20 protein-coding genes and 1 other RNA gene are annotated in these 23,953 nt (G+C 62.0%); 11 read left to right on the forward strand and 10 right to left on the reverse strand.

What is annotated here, in order from left to right:
* Positions 1-17: 17 nt before the first annotated feature.
* From CEW87_RS12620 to CEW87_RS12640, 5 genes are all read right to left on the reverse strand, one after another.
* Positions 18-1,712, reverse strand: coding sequence for a cation:proton antiporter (locus CEW87_RS12620; RefSeq protein ID WP_108973485.1), 1,695 nt, complete (start codon positions 1,710-1,712; stop codon positions 18-20).
* A 353-nt stretch (positions 1,713-2,065) separates the two neighbouring features.
* Positions 2,066-2,442, reverse strand: a transfer-messenger RNA (tmRNA) gene (gene ssrA / locus CEW87_RS12625).
* Positions 2,443-2,528: 86 nt separating this feature from the next.
* Positions 2,529-3,233 (reverse strand): bifunctional 2-polyprenyl-6-hydroxyphenol methylase/3-demethylubiquinol 3-O-methyltransferase UbiG, encoded by a 705-nt coding sequence (gene ubiG, locus CEW87_RS12630; RefSeq protein WP_108973487.1) that lies wholly within the window; start codon positions 3,231-3,233, stop codon positions 2,529-2,531.
* A 117-nt stretch (positions 3,234-3,350) separates the two neighbouring features.
* Complete coding sequence (locus CEW87_RS12635) at positions 3,351-4,058, reverse strand: OmpA family protein (RefSeq protein WP_108973488.1); 708 nt, start codon at positions 4,056-4,058, stop codon at positions 3,351-3,353.
* A gap of 103 nt (positions 4,059-4,161) precedes the next feature.
* The gene (locus tag CEW87_RS12640) at positions 4,162-5,481 is read right to left on the reverse strand and encodes a TRZ/ATZ family hydrolase (RefSeq protein WP_108973490.1); all 1,320 of its coding nucleotides are present in this window, start codon (positions 5,479-5,481) and stop codon (positions 4,162-4,164) included.
* Positions 5,482-6,016: 535 nt separating this feature from the next.
* Here CEW87_RS12640 and CEW87_RS12645 point away from each other — a divergent pair.
* On the forward strand, positions 6,017-7,381 hold the full coding sequence (locus CEW87_RS12645; protein ID WP_108973492.1) for a serine/threonine-protein kinase: 1,365 nt from the start codon (positions 6,017-6,019) through the stop codon (positions 7,379-7,381).
* Between the two features lie 45 nt (positions 7,382-7,426).
* Here CEW87_RS12645 and CEW87_RS12650 read toward each other — a convergent pair whose 3' ends face one another.
* Genes CEW87_RS12650 through hrcA form a run of 3 tightly spaced genes read right to left on the reverse strand, consistent with a single transcriptional unit; the run spans position 7,427 to position 10,001 of the window.
* Entirely contained in the window at positions 7,427-7,816 is a 390-nt protein-coding gene (locus tag CEW87_RS12650) for a phage holin family protein (RefSeq protein WP_108973494.1), read from the reverse strand.
* Positions 7,816-8,913: a ferrochelatase gene (gene hemH / locus CEW87_RS12655; protein ID WP_108973496.1), complete on the reverse strand. Its 1,098-nt coding sequence runs from the start codon at positions 8,911-8,913 to the stop codon at positions 7,816-7,818. The genes CEW87_RS12650 and hemH overlap by 1 nt, the downstream gene beginning before the upstream one ends.
* A 59-nt stretch (positions 8,914-8,972) precedes the next feature.
* Complete coding sequence (gene hrcA / locus CEW87_RS12660; protein ID WP_108973498.1) at positions 8,973-10,001, reverse strand: heat-inducible transcriptional repressor HrcA; 1,029 nt, start codon at positions 9,999-10,001, stop codon at positions 8,973-8,975.
* Positions 10,002-10,112: 111 nt separating this feature from the next.
* Here hrcA and CEW87_RS12665 point away from each other — a divergent pair, with 111 nt between their 5' ends.
* Entirely contained in the window at positions 10,113-10,997 is an 885-nt protein-coding gene (locus CEW87_RS12665; RefSeq protein ID WP_108973500.1) for an NAD kinase, read from the forward strand.
* Positions 10,998-11,056: 59 nt separating this feature from the next.
* Positions 11,057-12,712, forward strand: coding sequence for a DNA repair protein RecN (gene recN / locus CEW87_RS12670; protein WP_108973502.1), 1,656 nt, complete (start codon positions 11,057-11,059; stop codon positions 12,710-12,712).
* A 62-nt stretch (positions 12,713-12,774) separates the two neighbouring features.
* Here recN and fur read toward each other — a convergent pair whose 3' ends face one another.
* On the reverse strand, positions 12,775-13,206 hold the full coding sequence (gene fur, locus CEW87_RS12675) for a ferric iron uptake transcriptional regulator (protein WP_108973504.1): 432 nt from the start codon (positions 13,204-13,206) through the stop codon (positions 12,775-12,777).
* A 118-nt stretch (positions 13,207-13,324) separates the two neighbouring features.
* On the opposite strand from fur, the gene CEW87_RS12680 reads away from it, so the two are divergent.
* The 7 genes from CEW87_RS12680 (at position 13,325) to CEW87_RS12710 (ending at position 22,690) form a co-directional block, all read left to right on the forward strand.
* Positions 13,325-13,738 (forward strand): outer membrane protein assembly factor BamE, encoded by a 414-nt coding sequence (locus CEW87_RS12680; protein ID WP_108977181.1) that lies wholly within the window; start codon positions 13,325-13,327, stop codon positions 13,736-13,738.
* 47 nt (positions 13,739-13,785) lie between these two features.
* A complete protein-coding gene (dapB, locus tag CEW87_RS12685; RefSeq protein ID WP_108973506.1) occupies positions 13,786-14,592 on the forward strand; it encodes a 4-hydroxy-tetrahydrodipicolinate reductase in 807 nt (268 codons plus the stop codon).
* 9 nt (positions 14,593-14,601) lie between these two features.
* On the forward strand, positions 14,602-17,091 hold the full coding sequence (locus CEW87_RS12690; protein WP_108973508.1) for a response regulator: 2,490 nt from the start codon (positions 14,602-14,604) through the stop codon (positions 17,089-17,091).
* Between the two features lie 232 nt (positions 17,092-17,323).
* On the forward strand, positions 17,324-18,466 hold the full coding sequence (gene carA / locus CEW87_RS12695; protein ID WP_108973510.1) for a glutamine-hydrolyzing carbamoyl-phosphate synthase small subunit: 1,143 nt from the start codon (positions 17,324-17,326) through the stop codon (positions 18,464-18,466).
* Between the two features lie 55 nt (positions 18,467-18,521).
* On the forward strand, positions 18,522-21,749 hold the full coding sequence (carB, locus tag CEW87_RS12700; protein WP_108973512.1) for a carbamoyl-phosphate synthase large subunit: 3,228 nt from the start codon (positions 18,522-18,524) through the stop codon (positions 21,747-21,749).
* Complete coding sequence (gene greA, locus CEW87_RS12705) at positions 21,746-22,222, forward strand: transcription elongation factor GreA (protein ID WP_108951086.1); 477 nt, start codon at positions 21,746-21,748, stop codon at positions 22,220-22,222. The genes carB and greA overlap by 4 nt, the downstream gene beginning before the upstream one ends.
* A 6-nt stretch (positions 22,223-22,228) precedes the next feature.
* Positions 22,229-22,690, forward strand: coding sequence for a DUF4149 domain-containing protein (locus tag CEW87_RS12710; protein ID WP_108973513.1), 462 nt, complete (start codon positions 22,229-22,231; stop codon positions 22,688-22,690).
* 21 nt (positions 22,691-22,711) lie between these two features.
* On the opposite strand, the gene CEW87_RS12715 is transcribed toward CEW87_RS12710, so the two are convergent.
* Positions 22,712-23,185 (reverse strand): YhbY family RNA-binding protein, encoded by a 474-nt coding sequence (locus tag CEW87_RS12715; protein WP_108977183.1) that lies wholly within the window; start codon positions 23,183-23,185, stop codon positions 22,712-22,714.
* A 39-nt stretch (positions 23,186-23,224) separates the two neighbouring features.
* Here CEW87_RS12715 and CEW87_RS12720 point away from each other — a divergent pair, with 39 nt between their 5' ends.
* The gene (locus CEW87_RS12720) at positions 23,225-23,845 is read left to right on the forward strand and encodes an RlmE family RNA methyltransferase (protein WP_108951088.1); all 621 of its coding nucleotides are present in this window, start codon (positions 23,225-23,227) and stop codon (positions 23,843-23,845) included.
* The last annotated feature ends 108 nt before the right edge of the window (positions 23,846-23,953 follow it).

The following is a 23,953-nucleotide window of genomic DNA, read 5'->3' on the forward strand; positions in this document are numbered from 1 at the left end:
AAGCCTTGTGTGGCAGGTCAATCAGTCTGCGACCTCGAGGCTGTGCTCTCGACTTCCGGTGTGGCCCTGTCATTCGGGTGGATGAGGGCCGTCAACGCGTCAACTGCATAGTCGACGGCGTTACGCATCGGATAGAGGATCGTCGTCGCGCCGAAGTCTTTCAGCGCACCGTCGTCGAAGTCGTCACGTGCAACGATGGCCACTCCGCCGGTGAAATGGTGGGCCCGCAGGCCGTTCAGCAGATCGTGGTTTGAGGTCATGTCGGGTAGTGTGCTGACAATCCAGCGAGTGTCCCTGATGGGCAGGCTTTCAATGAACTCGCTGGTGGTGCAGTCGCCGTATCGCACCGGCAGGCCTTTTCGCCGGAGTTTGCGCACTACCTCGGGGTCGTATTCGACGCCGAGCACCTTGAGTTCGACCTCCGTCAGGCAGAGTGCCAGCCGGCTGCCGTAGCGCCCAAGGCCGATCACGATCACGTCGGCGATCTCGAGATCGTGCCGCTCCGTCGCGACAGCGAGTTCACGGAAGGGACGCTTGCGTTCGAATACTTCGAGCCAGGGCGCAAGCTTCTCGTAGAGCGGGTGGGAGTAGAGAATTGCGTAAGTCGACAGGGCAATGGTGATCAGGCCAACGAGTGTGGTCAATCCAAGCGCACTGTTGTCGAGATGCCCGAGCGAGATGCCCATGGCAACGAAGATGATCGAGAACTCACTGATCTGCGCAACGGTCAGCCCGCACAGGAAGCCGGTACGCTTCCGGTAGCCCATGTAGCCCATGATGGCCATGACGATCAGGGGGTTGCCGACCAGCACGAACAGGGACAGTACAAGAGCTGGCGAGAGTTCGCTGCCGAGGGTGGAGAAATCGAGCTTCGAGCCAAGGTCGATGAAGAAGAACAGCAGCAGGAAGTCGCGGATGCCGGTCAGTCGTGCGTTGATGGCATCGCGGTAGTGCGTCGAGGCGAGCGAGAAGCCGGCGAGGAAGGCGCCCGCTTCCTTGGAGAAGCCAGCCCATTCGCCGAGTGCCGCAAGCCCCGTGCCCCACGCAACGGCAAAGATCAGCAGCAGCTCCTGCGATTGCGCCATGCGGTCTACGACCCTGGGCAAGACGTAGCGCATCAGCAGATACAGGCCCGCGACCGCAGCGCCGATCCGCAAGCCGAGCGAACCGGCCAAGGCTAGCAGTGAGCCTTCGCCGGCGTCGCCACGCAGGGCACTCATCACCATCATCGCGATCACGACGGCGAGGTCCTGCACAATCAGGAATCCGACTGCGATGCGTCCGTGCAGGGAGTCGATCTCGTGCTTGTCGGACAGAAGCTTGACGATGATGATGGTGCTGGAGAAGGTCAGCGCGACAGCGATATACAGCGCTTCGATCCAGCCCTTGCCCATCATCAGGACGATGATGAAGCCAATCACGATGGTGAAGGCGAGTTGCCCGAGGCCGGTGGCGAGCGCAACCGGGCCGATATGGCGGATATGCTTAAGGTCGAGCTTCAGGCCGACGACGAAGAGCAGCATGGCGACGCCGATCTGCGCCAGCAGGTCGATCTGGTCGTGTGCGGTGACAAGCCCAAGGACGGCGGGGCCGACGACGATGCCGATGACGATGTAGGCGATGAGCACCGGCTGGCGCAGCCAGAGCGCAAACGCGCCTGCCGCGGCGGACATCATCAGAAGCAGTGCGAATTCCGAGAAAACGGTATACATGCCTCAGTCCCGCCATTCGCTAGTGTTGAATTCTGAGTGTTGAGAGCCTTGTCGCTGGCGTTGAGACGGGTCTCCTTTTCGATGCCAGCGGACTGCGCGATGGCAACCGTGATCACGCCTGCCGTCCATGATGCGTTGAGTCCGGCGCGCCGCGGCCATCCGAGATGGTCGCAACGGCACGCACTGCCATCTTTGTGCCACGCAGGGTCGCCCCCGTCAATGAGATCCCGCCCGGATTGCGTGCGGAAAAGGGGCAGCATGTATCCATCTGCGCACGTGAGTTCTCCGCAAGAGGGGGGCGATGCACGCGGAAAAGAAAAAGCCCCGACTGATACCAGTCGGGGCTTCAATTTTGGTGGAGCCGGGGGGAATCGAACCCCCGTCCGCAAGTCCTCTACAGACAGATCTACATACTTATCCGCCCTATTTGGATTTAACCCCTGACTTAGCCGGTCGGCAGGCCGGTCAGAGGCGAGTTACCTTACCTTTAGCTGTCGAACCAAGTAACCCGGCGCAACTCGCGATTCTCTGTAAATGACACTGCAGCGGCTCGGCTTTCACCTTACCACCCGACCCAGAGACCTGTCGGTGCAGCGCTAACCGGGATTAAGCGGCTAGAGCGAAACGCTCGTCGTTGGCGTTTATAGTTTCCCAGATGGATTTACGAGGTGACTGGTCCTCGGTATGCACTGCGCTGCTTCGCGACCCACGTCGAAGCCAGGTCGGCCCCAGAAATCGGTGAAGCAATACCAAGATGGGGCGTCTTGGTGGAATTTCAAGTGTCCAGTGTAGCACGGGCCTGCTTTACCAGCGTGATCAGCTCTCGCGCCGGGTGTGGAGCAGGTAATTCACATCCGTGTCCCGTCCCAGCGAATAGACCTTGGTCAGGGGGTTGTAACTCATGCCCATCAGTGTTTGCGGGTTGAGTCCGGCATTCCGGCTGTAGCGGCTCAGCTCGGAGGGCTTGATGAACTTTGCGTACTCGTGTGTGCCGCGCGGCAAAAGCTTGAGCAGATACTCCGCACCGATAATGGCGAATGTGTAGGCCTTCAGGTTGCGGTTGAGGGTGGAGAAAAAAACGTGACCACCGGGTTTGACCAGCTTTGCACAGGCCGCAATCGTGCTTGCCGGATCGGGAACATGCTCCAGCATTTCCATGCAGGTCACCACGTCGAACCGTGCCGGGTTTTCGTCGGCGAACGCTTCGGCGCTGACCAGTCTGTAATCGACTTTCTGGCCGCTCTCGAACAGATGAAGGCGGGCAACGCCAAGTGCCTTCTCGGAGAGGTCGATGCCGGTCACCGTGGCGCCAATAGAAGCCATCCCTTCGGACAGGATGCCGCCACCGCAGCCAACGTCAAGGACGTCCTTGCCTGAAAGGCTGGCAATGTCGTCAATCCAGCTCAGGCGAAGCGGATTGATTTCATGCAAGGGTTTGAATTCGGATGCGGGGTCCCACCATCGGTGGGCGAGGTCGCTGAATTTTTGCAGTTCTGCTGGATCTGCGTTGAGCGTGGTCATGGTGAGGGCCTTAAACGTGCACGGCAGTAGAGACCGACGTTGCCGAAAAGCGTTCGTTGTGTCCATAAAAAGAAAAAGCCCCGCCGAGGCAGGGCTTTTTGGACAGCAACTGTCGAATTACTTGGAGCCGATCACTTCGACTTCAACGCGACGATCCGGCTGCAGGCACTCGATCAGAGCCTTGCGGTTCTTCACGGTGTTGCACTTGTCGCCGGTCACGGGCTGCTTCTCGCCCTTGCCTTCGGTGTATACACGGTTGGCTTCAACGCCCTTCGAAACCAGGTAGGTCTTGACGGCGGCAGCGCGACGCTCGGACAGCTTCTGGTTGTAGGTGTCGGAGCCAAGGCGGTCGGTGTGACCGACAGCCAGGATCACTTCCAGCTTGACGTCCTTCGACTTGGAAGCCAGTTCGTCGAGCTTGGACATGCCGTCGCTCTTCAGAACAGCCTTGTCGAAGTCGAACAGCGCGTCAGCGGACAGCTTGATCTTCTCAGCGGTCGGCTTCGGCATCGGTGCAGCGGGCTTGGCCATCGGAGCGGCAGCCATCTTCACGCACTTGTCTTTCGGCACGATGTCGCTATCACATGCACAACCGGCGGGGAACTCGCCAGCCATTGCGGTGCTGGCAGCGGCCGGGGTCCAGTAGCCGGTACGCCAGCACAGGTCGTAACCACTGCGGGCAACGACATTGCGGCCGTCGATCACGTAGGGGGTTTCGCCCTTGCCATCGACAACGACATCCGCTGCGAAAGCGCTGGTTGCGGACAGGCCGATCGAAGCGATGGCGGCCAGCATGAGCATCTGATTCTTGGTTTGTTTGATCATGGTTTCCTCTTGAGAAGGGCGAGAGACTATTCGAGCCGCTGCAACTGAGCGAAAACGGTCGCTTTGCCGTCTTGCGTTGGATTGAACTGAATCGTTATTTTGTTCAATTAACGAGTTTAGTTTGCCATACCGTTGTGATTTCGAGCAATTCTTTGTCGCTAATTCGCAACAGTGTCGTGCCGTCTTTCACACGAAGCGTTCCATCGACCCATACATGCGATACCTGATCGCGTCCACAAACATAAACGAGGTGTGAAACCGGGTCAAAGCAAGGTTGCATCAGCGGGCCCGAGAGCGAGACTGCGCAGAGGTCTGCGCGCTTGCCCGGGGTGATGGATCCGATCTCGCTTTCCATGCCGAGTGCGCGGGCGCCACCAAGTGTGGCCATGTGCAGTGCGAGGTGCGCGGGGATGACGCTGGCGTCGCAATTGACCGCCTTGGCGAGCAGTGCCGCGTGACGCATCTCCTGAAAAATGTCGAGGCGGTTGTTGCTGGCTGCGCCGTCGGAGCCGAGTCCGACGTTGATGCCGCGTTTCACGAGGCTCGATAACGGCGCGATGCCGCTGCCGAGTTTCATGTTCGAGGTGGGGCAGTGGGCCACGCTGCAGCCGTGATGCGCGAGGCGGGCGAGGTCGGTGTCGTCGAGGTGCACCGCATGAACCGCAATCAGGTTGGGGCCCAGCAGGCCAAGTCGCTCGAGGCGGGCCAATGGGCGCACGCCGTGGGCCGCCATCCCGTCGCTGATCTCGGTTGCGGTTTCGTGTACGTGGATGTGGACCGGCAGATCGAGTTCGGCGGCAAGGCTGGCGACGCGTTCGAAGCTCGTGTCGGAAACCGTGTAGGGAGCGTGCGGTGCAACCGAAAACCCGAGCAGGGGGGCGTCGCGCCATTGATCTCTGGTACGCAGTCCCTTGCGCAGGTAGTCGTCTGGGTCGCTCGCGTAGGGGGTCGGAAAGTCGAGCATGATGATGCCGACCACTGCCCGCATGCCGGCTTCGTCGAAAGCCTTCGCCGCCGCTTCAGGGTAGAAGTACATGTCGTTGCAGGTGGTGATGCCCCCGCGCAGCATCTCTCTTGCGGCCAGCAGCGTGCCGTCGTGCACGAAGCCGGGCGAGACATGCTTGCTTTCGGCTGGCCAGATCGTTTCCTGCAGCCAGCGCATCAGGGGCAGGTCATCGCCCATTCCACGCATCAGGTTCATGGCGGCGTGGGCGTGGAGATTGACCAGGCCGGGAATCAGGGCGTGTTCGCCCAGTTCGACTTCCTCGGCCGGGCGGTAGCGCGACCGTGCTTCGGATTGCGGTAGCACATCGACGATGGCGCCTGCACGGATAGCCACGCTGTAGTGCTCGAAGACGGTGTCTGCCGGTGATACCGGGATCACCCAGCGTGCGTGGATGAGTTGGTCGACGGGTTCGCTCAAAGTGATACTCCGGTAAGGCAAGGCCCGCAGTTTACGGGGTTCGGGTGTGCGACGCAGGCGGACAGCCCGGCAGCCGTGCTGATCTGGAAGGCAAGGTAACGGCGGGGCTCGTGAAGTTCGGTGTGGCTGGCGTATCGGACGTCGTTGTGGCGCCTTGTGCGGGCTGCTGTGTGCATCCTGCTGCAACACATGGTTTCAATTCTGCTCGCGGTGATGTTTTGCCTGCAAGATCGTTGCCGACGATCTTCACTCGAAGCCCTCCGTAAAGTGCGTTTTCGGTCAGGCGGGGACGCGCCTGTGTGTTGAACGCCTTCACGAATCCTCGTCTGGCCACAAGGCAGATGTTACTTGATGGCGGGTGCATCATTCCGCCGGACGATTTAATCACACCCGGAAAGTCTCAAACAATATCCACTTGTGCCCACGCCAAGCGATTGTGTGTGCGCAAGGGTGATTCTCTGCAGCCGGGTATCGTGACACAATCAACATATCGAAACAGACATGTACGGGGCGCCCTGAGCGCCGCACGGATGCCATGGGAACAATGCCCGAAAGAATCGGGAAGTACCGAATCTTGCGCGAGCTGGGTCGCGGTGCGACGGCTATTGTCTACCTTGCCGAGAACCCGCATTACCCCGAGCAAATCGCGCTCAAGCACGTCAAGTTCGATGATAAAGCTCGCGACGTGGCGAAGTGGAACCGTCGTATGCTCAAGCTGCTGAAGGCCGAGGGGGCGGTATCCAAGCGGCTGGATCACCCCAATATCATCCGCATCTTCGAGGCGGTGGTCGAGGCCGACCAGGCCTATGTCGTGATGGAGTATTTCCCCGGCTACACCCTGGAGCGCTATTGCAGTTTCGAGAAGCTGCTCCCCATCCACCGCGTGATCGGCATCATCTTCAAGTGCTGCATGGCGCTCGATCATGCCTATCGGCAGGGGATCGTCCATCGTGACATCAAGCCCGCCAATATCCTGGTCGACGACAACGACAATGTGAAGATCACCGACTTCGGACTGGCGCTGAACATCAGCAAGAAGATCGAGACCGACTCGACCTTCATCATGGGGGTCGGCTCGCCGGCCTACATGAGTCCGGAGCAGATCAAGAGCTATCCGCTCAACCAGAAGACCGATCTGTATTCGCTCGGCGTGGTGCTGTTCCATCTGCTCACAGGCCGCTTGCCGTTCCGCGCAGCGAACCCGGCACAGCTGATCTACAAGATCATCAATGCCGACCAGCCCTCGGTTTCGCAGCTCAATCCCGAGATTCCGGAGCAAATGGATGCGGTCATTCGCAAGGCGCTCGAGAAGGACCTCTATTCCCGCTACAAGAACGGGGCAGAGTTTGCCAAGGATCTCGCCGCTGTTCGCTACAAGATCGTAGACGACAAGTGTGTGCCGCCCGATACGAGCCGGTTTACGATGCTGCGCAAGCTGGCCTTCTTTACCGAGTTTGACGATATCGAGCTGTGGGAGGTCTTGCGCATCTGTTCATGGCGCAAGGTCGATGAGCATGTGACCCTGATGCGGGAGGGCGATGCAGATCAGCGTTTCGCCATCGTGCTGTCGGGCCAGGTCGAGGTGTCGATCGACGGACGACGGGTGCTGACGCTCGGGCCGGGCGAGGTTTTCGGTGAGCAGGCATGGCTGGATCATCTCGAGCATCGCCACATGATGACGTCCGTCTCGCTTGAGCCGTCGACCTATCTCGAAATCAATCCGCCCGCGCTGGCACTGGCGACAGATGAGGTGCAGGAGCTGTTCAGGCGCCAGGTGTCGACGGTTGTGGTCAGGCGCCTCGCGGATATCGCCCGGGTCGCGGCGCAGCAAGGCGAGCCTGCTATCCGTGGTGATTACACCGCCACCGGCGGGCTTGATCTCCAGCTGGTCGAGGACTGATCTTTCCCCGCCGTGCGTGAGTGCCTGCAGCACCAACGAGTGATCTCAGCGCTGGCGATTGATGACGACGCGCACCTTGCGTTCGGGGTCGCCAACCGCAAGATTGACGAGCCAGGTCAGCACGCTGTAGAGCAGCGCACCCCAGAAGGCGTTTCCAAAGTCGCTCACCTGCAGGCCGCCGACCAGCCCCGAGACGCCCCAGAACAGGAGTGCGTTGATCACCAGCGTGAACAGACCCAGCGTGAGCAGGGTGATGGGCAGGGTGATCAGGATCAGAATGGGGCGGATCAGGGCATTGATCAGCCCGAGCAGCAGGGCCGCAGCCAGCGCCGAGACGTAGCTCTCGACCGCGATCCCCGAGACGATCTCGGGGATGATCAGCAGGGCCACGGCGTTCAGGGCCCAGCGCAGCAGCAGGCGCAGACCTGGCGTCATTACTGTTTTGCTCCCAGGTCAAGCGCATGCTGGCGCGCGGCGGCAAGTGAATCCGGCGTGTCCGTGGTGGTGTCGAGCCAGTTGCCAAGATGGCAGCGGGTGAGGTCGGTGAGTGCCGTAATCCAGTCGTGGCGCTCATTGAGGCAGGGGATGTAGTGGAAGGTGCTGCCGCCGTGCGTGAGAAAGGCCTCCTTGCACTCGATGGCGATTTCCTCGAGCGTTTCCAGGCAGTCGGAAACGAAGCCGGGGCAGATGACGTCCACCCGCTTGACCCCTTCGCGCGCGAGCTTCTCGAGCGTCGGCTGCGTGTAGGGCTTGAGCCACTCGGCCTTGCCGAATCGCGACTGGAAGGTGACCAGAATCCGCTCCGCCGGGAAGTCGAGAGATTCGGCCACCAGGCGCGCGGTCTTGTGACATTCGCAGTGATACGGATCGCCGAGGTCGAGCGTGCGCCGGGGAACGCCGTGAAAACTCATCAGCAGCCGATCGGGCTCACCGTGCTTGACCCAGTTTTCGCGCACGCTCTGGGCGATGGCGGCGATGTAGCCCGGATCGTCCTGGAAGCTGCGCACATAGCGGATTTCGGGCAGGTTGCGCCAATGCAGCATGCAGCGGGCGACCTCGTCCATTACACTGGCGGTGGTGCTGCCGGCAAACTGCGGATACAGCGGTACGACGAGAATGCGGGTGCAATTGCGCGCGCGCAGGGCCTGCAGCGCGTCCGGAATTGACGGGGCGCCGTAGCGCATTGCCCACGCCACCTCGACGTCGCCTCCCGTGGCCGCGTTCAGGTAGCCGTCGAGCAGCTTGGCCTGGCGTTCGGTATGGACCTTGAGTGGCGAGCCGGCGTCCATCCACACGCTGGCATACTTGACCGCCGACTTGGCCGGGCGCGTGTTGAGGATGATGCCGTTGAGGATGATCCACCACAGCGCACGCGGGATTTCCACCACGCGGGGGTCGGACAGGAACTGCTTCAGGTAGGGACGCAGGGCTTGCGCGGTCGGCGCTTCGGGCGTGCCGAGATTGACCAGCAGCACGCCTGTGCGTGCGGGGGTGCCGTGTTTGTAGTCGGGCTCGGGCCAGTAGCGGGCCATGATCTTCCTTCAGTCAGGTGAGGCAGCAAGCTTCCGCCGCGAAGGTCCGCAGCGAAGGGTCAGGAATTGGACGAGAGCGCGTTCGACAGCAGGCGGGCGGTGATGTCCACGATCGGGATCACTCTGTCGTAGGCCATGCGTGTCGGTCCGATCACGCCGACCGAACCGACCAGTTGGCCATCGACTTCGTAGGGGGCCGTGATCACGCTGCAGCCGTCGAGCTGGGCCAGGCCGGATTCGTCGCCGATGAAGATCTGCACGCCCTGCGCGCGGTTGGACAGGTCCAGCAACTGCATGAGGCCGGTGCGCTGCTCGAAGAGTTTGAATAGCTCGCGCAGGCGCGACATGTTGGACGAGAGGTCTTCGACATCGAGCAGGTTGGTCTCGCCCGAAATGACGTAATTGAGCGCGGACTCCTCGGCGGCTTCGGAACCGGCTTCGACAGTGGCCGTCATCAGTTCGCTCATGTCGCTGCGCAACTGCTGGAGCTCTTCGCGGATGCGCTTGCGAATGTCCTCGAATGCGAGGCCGGCAAAATGTTCGTTCAGGTAGCTCGCCGCTGCGCCGAGTTCCGAAGCGTTGTAGCTGCGCCGGGTGATGAGGATGCGGTTCTGCACGTCGCCTGCGGTGGTGACGATGATCAGCAGAATGCGGTTTTCCGACAGGCTGATGAACTCGATCTGCCGGATGCGGACCGCATCCTTGCGTGGCGTCACGACGACTCCGGCGAACTGGGTCAGGTTGGACAGCATGTGCGATGCTGAGCTGATCAGGCGCCCGGGCTGATCCGGCTGGAACTGACCCTTCAGTGCCTGAACCCGATTGCTTTCCATCGGCTGCACCGTGAGCAGCGCATCTACGAAGAAACGGTAGCCGAGCGAGGTGGGGATTCTCCCCGCCGAGGTGTGCGGGCTGGAGATGAAGCCCATTTCCTCAAGGTCGCTCATCACGTTGCGCACGGTGGCGGGTGAGAGTTCAAGTCCGGAAAAACGCGAAAGCGCTCGCGAGCCGACGGGCTGGCCCTCGGCGATGTAGCGTTCGATCAGCGTTTTGAGCAGGATCTGGGAGCGGGTATCGAGCGGTTTCATGATTGGCCTGGAATATAGCCCGATTCTATGGAACTGCGTGCCTTGCTGCCAAGCGGCAATCGACCGCAAGGTCGCGCATGACGGAATCCGAATGTGGTTTAATCCGCAGCCATGACTATGCGCTTTACCAATGTTGCCCTGATCGGAAAGTACCAGAGCCCGGATGTGGCGGAGTCGGTGCTGCTGATCGCTCGCTATCTGCGCGAACGGGGTCTTGAGGTGTGGATCGAGCAGGGCACTGCGAGTTCCATCGGTCAGGCCGAAGGTTTCCCGGTTGCCGCCTATGAAGAGATTGCGGCGAAGTGCGATCTTGCAGTGGTCGTTGGCGGGGACGGTACCATGCTCACGACGGCTCGCCGTCTCGCCGAGCGTTCGGTGCCGCTTGTCGGCGTCAACCTCGGGCGGCTGGGCTTTCTGACCGATATTGCCCGCAAGGATGCCTTGCTGAGGCTGGGCGAAATCCTTGATGGCAGCTTCCGCGAAGAATCCCGCTTCATGCTCGATGCCGAGGTGTTGCGCGGCGGCCAGCGCGTGTTTCATACCCTGGCGCTCAACGATGTCGTGGTGAACAAGGGCGACCTGGGGCGCATGATCGAGTTCGATCTGTCGATCGACGGCGAGTTTGTCTATACCCAGCGCTCCGACGGCATGATCATATCGACACCCACCGGCTCGACGGCCTATGCCTTGTCGGCCAACGGCCCTATCCTGCATCCGAGCGTGGGCGGCATTGCGCTCGTGCCTTTGTGTCCGCATGCGCTGACGGCACGTCCGGTCACCTTGCCGGATTCGTGCTGCATCGAAATCGAGTTGCTGCCACCGCATGACGCGCGGGTGCACTTCGATGGTCAGGCGCGCTTTGATGCGCGTGCGGGCGACCGCGTTCGCCTGACCCGCTCGCCGCTTGCCGTGCGCCTGCTGCATCCGAAGAGCTACAGCTATTTTGCGATGCTGCGCGAGAAGCTGCACTGGAGTGCGGCGCCGCGGCACAACTGACCCGTCCGACTGATGAGCTGTCCTGCGCGGGACAGTTCGACCAACCTGAACGCGAGACCATGCTGCGCCGCCTGACTATTCGTGATTTCGTCATTGTCGATCGTCTCGAACTCGAGTTCGGTGCGGGCTTTGGCGCCCTGACCGGCGAGACCGGTGCGGGCAAATCCATCCTGCTCGATGCACTCGGGCTTGCGCTCGGCAGTCGCGCCGACAGCGGCGTGGTGCGCGTGGGCCAGGCCAAGGCGGATATCGTTGCCGAGTTCGGTCTGCCGTCCGGTGGGGGGCTTGCCGACTGGCTTGATGAGCAGGAGCTGCCGCCCGACGATGATGCGGTGATCCTGCGCCGGGTGGTCGACGCGAATGGACGCGGCAAGGCCTGGATCAACGGTGTTCCGGTGACGCTGGCACAGTTGCGGACGGCCGGGGACTGGCTCGCGGATATCCACGGGCAGCATGCTCATCATGCCCTGTTGCGCGCAGACGCCCAGCGGCAACTGCTGGACACGCATGCCGGTGCCGCGCCACTTGGTGCCGCTGTCGCCACCTGCTGGCGCGAATGGCAGCGCATCAGCGAGCTGCGACGCAATGCAGAGCTCGATTCCGCCGCCTCCGCCCGCGAGCGCGAACTCCTCACCTGGCAGCTCAAGGAGCTGAAGGACCTTGCCTTCAACGCCGAAGAATGGGTCGAACTCAACGCCGAGCATGGCCGACTCGCCCACGCGGCGGGGCTGATGGAAGGTGCGGACGAAACTCTTGAAGCGCTGGGCGAGGGCGATTACGCGGTGTCCGTCGTGCTTGGCCGGCTGGATGCCAGGCTCGACGAGATGAGTGCCATCGACGCCTCGCTGAATGAAGTCCGCGACTTGCTCGCCTCGGCTGCGATTCAGGCGGACGAGGCGCTGCATGCGCTACGCCGTTATCGTGAGCGGCTCGATCTCGACCCTCAGCGTCTGGGCGAGATCGAACGCAGGATCACCGCGGTGATGGATGTCGCGCGCAAGTACCGCGTCGCGCCCGAAGCACTCCCCGAGCTGGAGGCAAGCTGGTGTCTTCGCCTCACCGAGCTCGAGGCAAGCGCGGATCCGGCCCGTCTCGAGGCCGCCGAAGCGGCGGCGCGCGTGGCCTACGACGAGGCTGCGAGTCGCCTGTCGGCGGCGCGGGCGCCTGCGGCAGTCAAGCTCTCGGCAGAAATCACCGAGGCGATGCAGTCACTGGCGATGGAAGGAGGGCGCTTTGAAGTGTCGCTGGCGCCATGTGAGCCCACGCTTCATGGCGCCGAGAGTGTCGAATTCCTGGTGGCTGCCAATCAGGGGCAGAGCCTGCGCGGCCTGGCCAAGGTTGCGTCCGGGGGCGAGCTCTCGCGCATCGGGCTGGCGATTCAGGTCATGACCAGCCGCGACTCGGCGACGCCGACCCTCATTTTCGACGAGGTCGATGTCGGGATCGGCGGGCGTGTGGCCGAGATCGTAGGCAAGCTGCTCCATCGTCTCGGACGCGACCGGCAGGTTCTGTGCGTCACCCATTTGCCGCAGGTAGCCGCCTGTGCCGACTGGCAGTGGCAGATCGCCAAGGCCGAGCGGGGTGGCGAGACATTGAGTGCGGTGACGGCGCTCGACGCCGGGCAGCGGGTCGAGGAGATTGCCCGCATGCTTGGCGGCGTAAGCATCACCGAGACGACACGAAGGCATGCAGCCGAGATGCTGGGGCAGGCGTGAGGGCACGCCGGGCTGCGACTTGAGCGCGGCGTGCGGGCGGTTGGTGGTGGGGGTTGGGCCGGTCAGTCGTTGCGGTTCGGGCAGTCCTTGCGCAGACAGTCGGCATAGAGATAGAGCGCATGTTCCTTCACCGCAAAGCCGCGCTCCTCGGCTACGACGTTCTGGCGGCGCTCGATTTCCGGGTCGAAGAATTCTTCGACCTTCCCGCATTGCAGGCAGACGAGATGGTCGTGGTGTCCGCCCTTGTTAAGCTCGAAGACGGCTTTGCCGGATTCGAAGTAATGCCGTTCAAGCAGGCCGGCCTGCTCGAACTGCGTCAGTACGCGATAGACTGTTGCCAGCCCGATATCCATGCCTTCGTTCATCAGCAGTCGGTAAACGTCTTCCGCGGTAAGGTGGCGTTGTTCCGTGGTCTGGAACAGGTCGAGGATCTTGAGGCGCGGGTAGGTGGCCTTGAGACCGATGTTTTTTAGGTTCTGCGAGTTCTCGGACATGGTCGCCTGTCGGTGTGGCTGAGGAGCAAGACAACGTTGTGTTGCGTCGCTATGTTATATTTTTTGACCTTTACTGAGAACCATGCGCAGTTCCGTGCGCGTTAAAGTGACCCTGTCCATGCGTTTATCGCTTATTTCGGCGCTTGCCGCCGCCAGCCTGCTTGCGGGCTGCTCGTTCGATTCCATCACCGACCGCATCACGCCTTATCGCATCGATATCCGCCAGGGCAATTACGTCGACCAGTCAATGGTCGCGCAGCTCAAGCGCGGCATGACACGCGATCAGGTGCGTTTCGTGCTCGGGTCTCCGCTCGTCACCGATGTTTTTCGCACCGACCGCTGGGACTACGTCTATCGCTTTCGTCCCGGGCTGGGCGAGGTCGAGCAGCGGGTGATTTCCGTATTCTTTGCTGATGACCGCCTCGACCATATCGACGGTGATGTGACTGGCGGTGACGCCAAGTCGGCGGTCGACTCGCAGCAGGCCACCCGCACCCGGGTCGTCGAAGTGCCTGCCGCACCCAAGGACTGATTTTTGAATGCCCGCTGACGGGCCAGATGACTGACAGGATTTTGAAGATGACGCCTATCCGCGTTGCGATTGCCGGCGCGTCCGGCCGCATGGGCCGCATGTTGATCGAGGCTGCCCACAAGGACGAGGACATCGTGCTGGCAGCGGCATTCGATCGCCCCGGCACGCCTTTTATCGGAAGGGACGCAGGGGAGATGCTCGGCATCGTCAGTGGCGTTGCAATCGGTGACGATGCGTCGGCCGCCATTGCAGCAGCAGACTGCGTGATCGATTTCACCCGGCCTGAGGGTACGCTCGAGCATCTGGCGATTGCGCAAGGTCTTGGCAAGGCGATGGTGATCGGCACCACCGGTTTCGATGCCGCCGGCAAGGCCGCAATCGCTGCGGCAGCGCAGTCGGTGCCTGTCGTTTTTGCACCCAACATGGCGGTGGGGGTGAACGCCGTCTTCCGTCTGCTCGAGGTGGCGGCGCAGATCCTTAACGAGGGCTATGACGTCGAGGTCATCGAAGCGCACCATCGCTTCAAGGTCGATGCCCCCTCGGGCACCGCCTTGCGTATGGGCGAGGTCGTGGCGAAAGCGCTCGACCGTGATCTTGAGGACTGCGCCATTTACGGCCGCGAAGGCGTGACCGGTGAGCGCAAGGCCGAAACCATCGGGTTCTCGACAATTCGCGGTGGCGACGTGGTCGGCGACCACACCGTGCTGTTTGCCGGTATCGGAGAGCGCATCGAGATCACGCACAAGTCGGGCAGCCGCATGCCGTATGCGCTCGGGTCGATGCGTGCAGCGCGCTTCCTCGCCGGCCGCAGCAGTGGTCTGTTCGACATGCAGGATGTGCTCGGCCTGCGCTGAGCCCGCTTCATGAGCGAGCGCCCGGCGGTGTCTGGCGAGACTGTCACTGTCGAGCAGTTGCGCGCGGAGCTCGACGCAGTGCAGATCGAGCTCAATCGGGCCAACGACCGTCTGGAGCTGGTCAAGCTCGGTGCGCATACCGGGCTCTGGGAGTGGGATACGTCGACCCAGTCCCTGGTGGTCGATTCACGTTGGCGTAGCTGGCTTGGGTACGAGGAAGGCACCGAGGAGGCGCCTTTTGACAACTGGCTGCCACTCGTCCACGAAGAAGACCGGGAGCGGATGAACGAGTGCCTGCTTGCTCATCTGCGCGGGGAGCTTCCCCTCTTCGAGGTTCAGTTCAGGATTCGTGCGGCGGACGGTCAGTCGCGTTGGCTCAGTGCGCGCGGGCAGGTGCGTGACCGCCTGGCCGATGGGCGCTGGCAGCGGGTGATCGGGATTTACACCGATGTGACGCGCGAGCGGACCCGGGAAATGGAGTTGTTGCAGGCAAAGGAGCAGGCCGAGGCGGCCAGTCGTGCGAAAGGCGATTTTCTCGCCAACATGAGTCACGAGATCCGCACGCCGATGAACGGCATTCTCGGCATGACCGAGCTGTTGCTCGATTCTGCGCTGGCTCCGGAGCAGCGCGAGTACCTGCTGACAGTCAAGTCGTCGGCGGAGGCGCTGCTGACGATCATCAACGACATTCTCGATTTCTCCCGCATCGAAGCAGGGCGGATGACGCTCGAGAGCATCGACTTCTCGATTGCATCGGTGATTTCCGAGACGATCCGTGTTCTCGCATTGCGCTCGCACCAGAAAGGGGTTGAGCTGTATTCGGTCATCGATCCTGAGGTGCCTGCGGTGCTGCGGGGCGATCCGGTGCGTTTGCGACAGGTGCTGACCAACCTGATCGGCAATGCCATCAAGTTTACCGACCAGGGCGAGGTTGAGGTTCGCGTCGCCATAGGGGCGAGAGAGGGCAGCAAGCTCAGTCTCGCCTTCTCCGTGCGCGACACCGGAATCGGGATTGCGCCTGACAAGCAGGAAGCCGTGTTCGGTGCGTTTTCGCAGGCAGACAGTTCGACGACGCGTAAATACGGCGGCACTGGTCTGGGGCTGGCGATCTGTCGCCATCTGGTGGACCTCATGGACGGAGCGATTCAGGTCAGCAGCGAACCCGGGGTCGGCAGCTGTTTCTCGTTCAATGTCCGCCTCGACGTGGTGGCCGATGCGAAGCCGCCAGTGCTGGGCCCCTTGCGTGGCGGCCGTATCCTTGTGGCGGCAGTCAACGAGGGGTTCGGACGGTCGATCTGCGCCATGCTCAGGGCCTGTGGCCTGGCTTCGCGTCGCGTCCAGTCGGGCGAGGCTGCGCTCGAGGCGCTTGCCGCCGCACATGAGCGCAACGATCCGTTTGCATTTGTCCTGATGGACGCGGCCATGCCCGATCCGGGTGGGTTCGATCTCGCCCGCCGTTTTCACGAGGCAGCGCCCTGGCTGGACCGGATCGTGATGATGCTGTCCAGTCATTCCCAGCGTAACGACCTCGCTCGCTGCCACCAGCTCGGGCTCAAGTCCCGTATCTCCAAGCCTTTCTCCCGGGACGATCTGATCGAGGCGCTGCAGGTAGCGCATTGCGGGGATCAGGCCGGCGACGAGATGATCGGTGCCTTCGATCCCGAGAAGTCGCTGACCGAGATACTGTGCGAAATGGATGCGCCGCAGCGCAAGCTGGAGATCCTGCTGGTGGAGGACAATCCGGTGAACCAGACGGTTGCCACCCGGATGCTGGAGAAAATCGGGCACTTGGTGACGGTTGCAAACAACGGCGAAGAGGCTGTCGAAGCATTCGACGGCGGACGTTTCGACCTGATCCTGATGGACTTGCAGATGCCCGTGATGGGCGGGCTGGAGGCGACCCAGGCAATACGTGCGCGCGAGGCGCGGAGAAGCTGGGCGATCCAGGGCGACTGGCGCCCCATTCCGATCGTCGCCATGACTGCCCATGCCATGGCGGGCGACCGCGAGCGTTGTCTCGAAGCGGGCATGGACGATTACGTGAGCAAGCCGATCAGACCGGCCGACCTCGTTGCTGCGATTGGCCGGATGTGCGAACCGGTGTCCGATGCCGGCGTAGACGGCGACAAGAGTCTGCTCGAGCCCGAGGGTGGCGTCGGAAGCGGAATTGCCGACCTCGGCGAGGCGCGCGCATTGTTCGATGGCGACGAAGAAATCGTGCAGCAGCTTCTCGTTGTGTTCTTTCGCGATCTTGGCGGTACGCTGTCGGAGTTGCGCGGCGCCGGCGCCCGGGGGGATCTCGTGCGGCTCGGCGAGCTGGCGCATTCGATCAAGGGCTCGGTCGGCCTGTTCGGTGCGCAGCGTGCAACCGAGGCTTCGAAGGCGGTCGAGTCGGCTGCACGCAATGCCGATCCCGCGGCATCAGGCGCGCTGCTTGAGACCCTGTTGCGCGAGATGAACGCGCTCGCCAGTGCTTTGCGCCCCTCACTTCGGTCTTAGCTGCGTAAAGTGGTCTGACATTATTTCGCATGACGATCGCCTTGCCGGTGCTGTTCGGGAGGGGTGGCAGACGGGCCGATGGCCGGAGTGCGTTGCTTCAACGCTCGAAAAACGTTAGAATTCCGCCGATTTGATGGCGGGATTGGCCAATAGGCTCGTCCCGTTTTTTCGCATATGGAGTGGCCCGAATCGGGCTTGCTCCGGTCTTTTCGGCTGAATCCAGGAGTTTTTCGTGACTGCTTTCCCGCCCGCCCTTCTTGCGCTTGCCGACGGAACGGTTTTCTACGGCAAGGGTATCGGTGCGGTTGGCAGTACGGTCGGCGAGGTAGTGTTCAATACCTCGATGTCGGGTTATCAGGAAATTCTGACTGATCCGAGTTACTGCCGCCAGATCGTGACGCTGACCTACCCTCACATTGGCAATACCGGTGTCAACCTCGAGGACGTCGAGTCTGGTCGAGTGCATGCCGCCGGCCTTGTGATTCGTGATCTTCCCATTCTTCCCTCCAACTTCCGCATGAGCCAGCGTCTCGACGCCTATCTTGCCGATGCCAATGTGGTGGCGATTGCCGGGCTCGATACCCGCAAGCTGACCCGTGTGCTTCGCGAGAAGGGTGCGCAGGCAGGCTGCATCGTCACCGCTGCACCCGGCGAGACCTTGAACCCGGAAGCGGCCATCGCTCAGGCGAATGGATTTCCCGGTCTCGCCGGCATGGATCTGGCAAAGGTTGTCAGCGCTGCGGAAACAATCGAATGGACCGAAGGCGAGTGGGCGCTGGGCAGCGGCTATGTGTCGCAGGCCGATGCACGTTTCCACGTCGTGGCCTACGATTTTGGCGTCAAGCGCAACATCCTGCGCATGCTCGCCTCGCGTGGCTGCCGCCTGACCGTAGTGCCCGCGCAGACGCCGGCGAAAGACGTGCTGGCGCTCAAGCCTGACGGCGTGTTCCTGTCCAACGGCCCGGGTGACCCGGAGCCCTGTGACTACGCCATCGAAGCCATTCGCGAGATCCTGGCCGCAGGCGTGCCGACCTTCGGCATCTGTCTGGGGCATCAGTTGCTCGCGCTGGCATCGGGTGCGAAGACCATGAAGATGAAGTTCGGGCATCATGGCGCGAACCATCCGGTCAAGGACGTCGATACCGGTCAGGTGCTGATCACCAGTCAGAACCATGGCTTCGCGATTGACCCGGAAAACATGCCCGAAACGCTGCGGGTAACGCACGTTTCGCTGTTCGACGGTTCCAATCAGGGTATTGCACGCACTGATGTGCCGGCGTTCTCCTTCCAGGGGCACCCCGAAGCGAGCCCGGGTCCGCACGATGTCGGCTACCTCTTCGACCGCTTCATCAAGTTGATCGAAGCCGGCAAGTAATACAGCACTCCCCGGCGGGCGCCGCCCGCCGCCCAAGAATTTCAGAGGCAACGCAATGCCCAAACGTACAGACATCCAGACCATCCTGATCATCGGTGCTGGTCCGATCATCATCGGGCAGGCGTGTGAATTCGACTATTCCGGCGCCCAGGCCTGCAAGGCCCTGCGCGAGGAAGGCTACAAGGTCGTGCTGGTGAACTCCAACCCGGCCACGATCATGACCGACCCTGGCACGGCCGATGTGACCTATATCGAGCCCGTGACCTGGCAGGTCGTTGAGCGCATCATCGAAAAAGAGCGTCCCGACGCGCTGCTGCCGACAATGGGTGGGCAGACCGCACTGAACTGCGCGCTCGACCTCGCCCGCCATGGCGTGCTCGAGAAGTACGGCGTCGAGCTCATCGGTGCGGCCGAAGAGGCCATCGACAAGGCCGAAGACCGCCTCAAGTTCAAGGACGCGATGACCAAGATCGGTCTTGGCTCGGCGCGTTCCGGCATCGCTCACAGCATGGAAGAGGCGCTCCAGGTGCAGGGCGGGATCGGCTTCCCTGCCATCATCCGTCCCAGCTTCACGCTCGGTGGTACGGGCGGTGGTATCGCCTACAACATGGAAGAGTTCCACGAGATCTGCAAGCGCGGTCTCGAGGCCAGCCCGACCAACGAACTGCTGATCGAAGAGTCGCTGCTGGGATGGAAGGAATACGAGATGGAAGTCGTGCGCGACCGCGCCGACAACTGCATCATCGTATGCTCCATCGAAAACCTTGATCCGATGGGCGTTCATACCGGCGACTCGATCACGGTCGCGCCGGCGCAGACGCTGACCGACAAGGAATACCAGATCCTGCGTAACGCCTCGATCGCCGTGCTGCGCGAAATCGGCGTGGATACCGGTGGCTCGAACGTGCAGTTCGCGATCAACCCGGTCGACGGCCGCATGATCGTGATCGAGATGAACCCGCGGGTGTCGCGCTCGTCCGCGCTCGCCTCGAAGGCAACCGGTTTTCCGATTGCCAAGGTGGCAGCCAAGCTTGCGGTTGGCTTCACGCTGGACGAACTGCGCAACGACATCACCGGCGGCGCGACGCCTGCGGCCTTCGAGCCGTCGATCGATTACGTCGTCACCAAGATTCCGCGCTTCGCCTTCGAGAAGTTCCCGCAGGCCAATGACCGCCTGACCACGCAGATGAAGTCGGTGGGTGAGGTGATGGCCATGGGCCGCACCTTCCAGGAATCCTTCCAGAAGGCGCTGCGCGGGCTTGAAGTCGGCGTATACGGCCTCGATGAGGTTGAGGCCGATAGCGAGGATCTCGAACGTGAGCTCGCCAGCCCTGGCCCCGAGCGTATCTGGTACGTCGGTCAGGCCTTCCGCGAAGGGATGACGCAGGAGCAGGTGTTCAACCTGACCAAGATCGACCCGTGGTTCCTGGCTCAGATCGAAGACCTCGTACTGACCGAGAAGGCGCTGGTAGGGCGTTCGCTCAAGGCCATTCAGGCAGTCGAGATGCGCGATCTTAAGCGCAAGGGCTTCTCCGACCGTCGCGTTGCCAAGCTGCTTGCTACCGACGAAACCGCGGTGCGCCTGCACCGTCACACCCTCGGTGTGCGTCCGGTCTACAAGCGCGTGGATACCTGCGCTGCTGAATTCGCCACGTCGACCGCCTACATGTACTCCACGTACGAGGATGAGTGCGAGGCACAGCCGACCGACAAGAAAAAGATCATGGTGCTTGGCGGCGGTCCGAACCGCATCGGCCAGGGTATCGAGTTCGACTACTGCTGCGTGCATGCTGCGCTGGCGCTGCGCGAAGACGGGTATGAGACCATCATGGTCAACTGCAACCCGGAAACCGTATCGACCGACTACGACACCTCCGACCGTCTGTATTTCGAGCCGATCACGCTCGAGGACATCCTCGAGATCGTGCATATCGAAAAGCCGGTGGGCGTGATCGTCCAGTTCGGTGGCCAGACGCCGCTGAAGAGGGCGCGTGCGCTCGAAGCCAACGGTGTGCCGATCATCGGCACCAGCCCGGACATGATCGATGCTGCGGAAGACCGCGAGCGCTTCCAGAAGCTGCTGGTCGACCTCGGTCTAAAGCAGCCGCCTAACCGCACTGCGCGTACGCCTGAAGCTGCGGTACGTCTGGCAGCTGAAATCGGCTACCCGCTCGTGGTGCGTCCGTCCTATGTGCTGGGCGGCCGTGCAATGGAAATCGTGCACGAACAGAAGGACCTCGAGCGCTACATGCGTGAAGCGGTCAAGGTGTCGAACGAATCGCCGGTGCTGCTCGACCGCTTCCTCAACGACGCGACCGAAGTCGACGTCGATGCGCTGTCCGACGGTCATCAGGTGATCATCGGCGGCATCATGGAGCACATCGAGCAGGCCGGCGTGCATTCGGGCGACTCGGCTTGTTCGCTGCCGCCTTACACGCTGTCGGCAAAGCTGCAGGACGAGCTTCGTCGTCAGACCGAGGCCATGGCCCGCGCGCTGAACGTCGTCGGTCTGATGAACGTGCAGTTCGCGATTCAGGGCGAGGGTGACAACGCCGTCGTCTATGTGCTCGAAGTCAACCCGCGCGCGTCGCGTACCGTGCCCTTCGTATCGAAGGCCTGCTCGCTGCCGCTGGCCAAGATTGCTGCACGCTGCATGGCGGGACAGAGCCTGGCTAGCCAGGGCGTGACCGGCGAGATCGTGCCGCCCTATTACTCGGTGAAGGAGGCGGTGTTCCCCTTCGTCAAGTTCCCAGGCGTGGATACGATTCTCGGGCCAGAGATGAAGTCGACCGGCGAGGTGATGGGTGTCGGGCGCAGCTTTGCCGAAGCTTTCATCAAGAGTCAACTCGGTGCTGGCGTGCGTCTGCCGACGGCGGGTACTGCCTTCATCAGCGTTAAGCCGACCGATCGTGGCGCCGCGGTCGAGGTTGCCCGCGAGTTGCACGAACTGGGCTTCTCGCTCGTCGCGACCCGGGGTACTGGCGGCGTGCTCGAAGCTGCGGGCATTCCGGTGGCCCTGGTCAACAAGGTGAATGAGGGGCGTCCGCATATCGTCGACATGATCAAGAACGAGGAAGTCGTGCTTGTGATCAACACGGTTGAGGAAAAGCGTCAGGCGATTACCGACTCGCGCTCCATTCGCACCAGCGCGCTGGCTGCCAAGGCGAGCGTGTTTACCACCATCGAGGGCGCGCGTGCTGCCTGCATGGGACTGCGCCATCTGGCCGGCCTCGAAGTCTACGCAGTGCAGGAACTGCATGCGGAACTGAACCAGAGCAAATGAACAAGACACCACTGACCATTGCGGGGGCAGAAGCGCTCCGCGCCGAGCTCCACCGTCTGAAGACGGTGGAGCGACCCAATGTCATCGCTGCGATCGCAGAGGCGCGTTCGCACGGCGACCTGTCTGAGAACGCAGAGTACGACGCAGCCAAGGAACGGCAAGGGTTTGTCGAGGGGCGCATCATGGAGGTCGAGGGCAAGCTGTCGAATGCTCAGGTTATCGACCCCAAGCTGCTCGATGCTGACGGGCGCTGCGTTTTTGGCGCTACCGTGACCCTTGAGGACATGGACTCCGGCAAGACGATCAGCTACCAGATCGTGGGTGAGGACGAAGCCGACATCAAGCTGAACAAGATTTCGGTCAGTTCGCCGATCGCTCGCGCCCTGATCGGCAAGTACGCAGGCGATGTCGCGGAGGTCCAGGCCCCGGGCGGTGTCCGTGAGCTTGAAATCATTGAAGTCAGCTACATCTGAAGATCAATGAGCCGCGTCGCCGATCATCTCGCTGTGCTTCTGGTCACTCTGTGGATCGGCGCAATGTGGGTGATCGGTTACATGGTTGCGCCGACGCTGTTCTCGATGCTGTCGGATCGCAGCTTGGCGGGGAATGTCGCAGGGCGCCTGTTCACCTTGGTGGCCTGGATTGGCATTGGATCGGCGGCTTATCTGCTGATGTTCCTGGCCATGCGTCTGGGCTGGCAGGCTTTCCGTAACGGCTTGTTCTGGCTGGTGCTCGTGTTGCTGTTGTGCACGATCGCGGGGCAGTATGGCATTCAGCCGTTGATGGCTGAACTCAAGGCGAGCGCCTGGCCGCGAGAAGTCATGAATAGCGTGATGCGCGATCGGTTTTCGACCTGGCACGGCGTTTCCAGCGTGCTCTACCTGTTGCAGAGCCTGCTGGGAATCGCGCTGGTGCTCGGGTTGCGGCGCACCCTGCGCTGATGCGCAGGGTCGCGTAGCGGTTCAGCGGCCGCGGCCGGAGCCGGGCGTGCCTGCATTGCGCCCACGGGCCGGCGAGGTCCGTGATGCAGTGCGACGCTTTTCGGCCGAGGCTTTGGCCAGCGCTGCGCGGCGTGCGGCAGCGGCAAAGGCCGCAGCCGACTTGGCCGTGGCAGCACCGCCGGCACGCTTCGCGGCAGCGGGCTGTGCAGCCTTCTTTTCTTCTTCCCGGCGCGGGCGCCAGACGATCAGAATGTTTCCGATGTGCTGGACGGCGGCAGCACCAAGACTGGCGCACAATTCGCCCATCAGCACGTCACGCTGCTCTCGTTCAGCACCCTGCACACGAACCTTGATCAGTTCATGGGCCTGGAGCGAACGGTCGATCTCGGCGACGACAGTGGGGGTCAGGCCGTTACCGGCGACGGTGACGACAGGACTCAGGTGGTGCGCACGGGCGCGAAAGTCGCGACGCTGTGCAGGTGTAAGCTCGATCATTGACATTTATTACCTCTGTAGGCCCCGGATTTTACTCTGATGAAGCGAAACAAGACCAGCAAAGCGTGGCTGCACGAGCACCTCAACGACCCTTATGTGTTGCGCGCAAACGCCGAAGGCTACCGCGCACGCGCAGCGTACAAGCTGATGGAGATCGACGACCGTGACCGCCTGCTCAAGCGCGGCAACGTGGTGGTCGACCTCGGGGTGGCCCCGGGCTCCTGGAGTCAGATCGCGGTGCAGCGCTGCGGGCCGACCGGCCGCGTGTTCGCGCTCGACATTCTGCCAATCGAGCACATTCATGGCGTGGACTTCCTGCAAGGCGATTTCACCGAGGACAGCGTGCTGGCCGAGCTTGAAAAACGCCTGGATGGTGCCCATGTAGATATCGTTCTGTCCGACATGGCGCCGAACCTTTCAGGGGTGGCGACGGTCGACCAGGCTCGTTCGATCATGTTGTGCGAATTGGCGCTCGAATTTGCGGTCAATCACCTCAACACCCATGGGCATTTTCTGGTGAAGGTGTTTCAGGGCGAAGGCTTCATGGAGTTCCGCAAGGAAATGGAGCGACAGTTTGCCTCTGTCCAGGTTCGCAAACCGAAGGCATCCAGAGACCGGAGTGCCGAGGTCTATCTGCTGGGGAGCAAGCTGCGGTCCTGATTTTTGATTCGGCGCTGTTACGCATGATTGGGTGTTGTGGAAACGCCGCATTCCGGCCGTTGAGGATGCCATACCCGGCACCCGGCGGTCAGGGGGCGACGATAGCGG

Origin of the sequence: Parazoarcus communis (assembly GCF_003111665.1) — a bacterium.
Lineage (GTDB): Bacteria > Pseudomonadota > Gammaproteobacteria > Burkholderiales > Rhodocyclaceae > Parazoarcus > Parazoarcus communis_B.

Bases quoted from the DNA above. Each gene is read 5' to 3' on its own strand.
- CEW87_RS12690 (WP_108973508.1), top strand. From the start codon at position 14,602: ATGAGCGAGCGCCCGGCGGTGTCTGGCGAGACTGTCACTGTCGAGCAG.
- ubiG (WP_108973487.1), bottom strand. From the start codon at position 3,233: ATGACCACGCTCAACGCAGATCCAGCAGAACTGCAAAAATTCAGCGAC.
- CEW87_RS12635 (WP_108973488.1), bottom strand. From the start codon at position 4,058: ATGATCAAACAAACCAAGAATCAGATGCTCATGCTGGCCGCCATCGCT.
- dapB (WP_108973506.1), top strand. From the start codon at position 13,786: ATGACGCCTATCCGCGTTGCGATTGCCGGCGCGTCCGGCCGCATGGGC.
- CEW87_RS12715 (WP_108977183.1), bottom strand. From the start codon at position 23,185: ATGATCGAGCTTACACCTGCACAGCGTCGCGACTTTCGCGCCCGTGCG.
- CEW87_RS12710 (WP_108973513.1), top strand. From the start codon at position 22,229: ATGAGCCGCGTCGCCGATCATCTCGCTGTGCTTCTGGTCACTCTGTGG.
- carB (WP_108973512.1), top strand. From the start codon at position 18,522: ATGCCCAAACGTACAGACATCCAGACCATCCTGATCATCGGTGCTGGT.
- CEW87_RS12650 (WP_108973494.1), bottom strand. From the start codon at position 7,816: ATGACGCCAGGTCTGCGCCTGCTGCTGCGCTGGGCCCTGAACGCCGTG.
- CEW87_RS12645 (WP_108973492.1), top strand. From the start codon at position 6,017: ATGGGAACAATGCCCGAAAGAATCGGGAAGTACCGAATCTTGCGCGAG.
- CEW87_RS12720 (WP_108951088.1), top strand. From the start codon at position 23,225: ATGAAGCGAAACAAGACCAGCAAAGCGTGGCTGCACGAGCACCTCAAC.
- fur (WP_108973504.1), bottom strand. From the start codon at position 13,206: ATGTCCGAGAACTCGCAGAACCTAAAAAACATCGGTCTCAAGGCCACC.
- greA (WP_108951086.1), top strand. From the start codon at position 21,746: ATGAACAAGACACCACTGACCATTGCGGGGGCAGAAGCGCTCCGCGCC.
- hrcA (WP_108973498.1), bottom strand. From the start codon at position 10,001: ATGAAACCGCTCGATACCCGCTCCCAGATCCTGCTCAAAACGCTGATC.
- CEW87_RS12665 (WP_108973500.1), top strand. From the start codon at position 10,113: ATGACTATGCGCTTTACCAATGTTGCCCTGATCGGAAAGTACCAGAGC.
- hemH (WP_108973496.1), bottom strand. From the start codon at position 8,913: ATGGCCCGCTACTGGCCCGAGCCCGACTACAAACACGGCACCCCCGCA.
- CEW87_RS12680 (WP_108977181.1), top strand. From the start codon at position 13,325: ATGCGTTTATCGCTTATTTCGGCGCTTGCCGCCGCCAGCCTGCTTGCG.
- CEW87_RS12620 (WP_108973485.1), bottom strand. From the start codon at position 1,712: ATGTATACCGTTTTCTCGGAATTCGCACTGCTTCTGATGATGTCCGCC.
- recN (WP_108973502.1), top strand. From the start codon at position 11,057: ATGCTGCGCCGCCTGACTATTCGTGATTTCGTCATTGTCGATCGTCTC.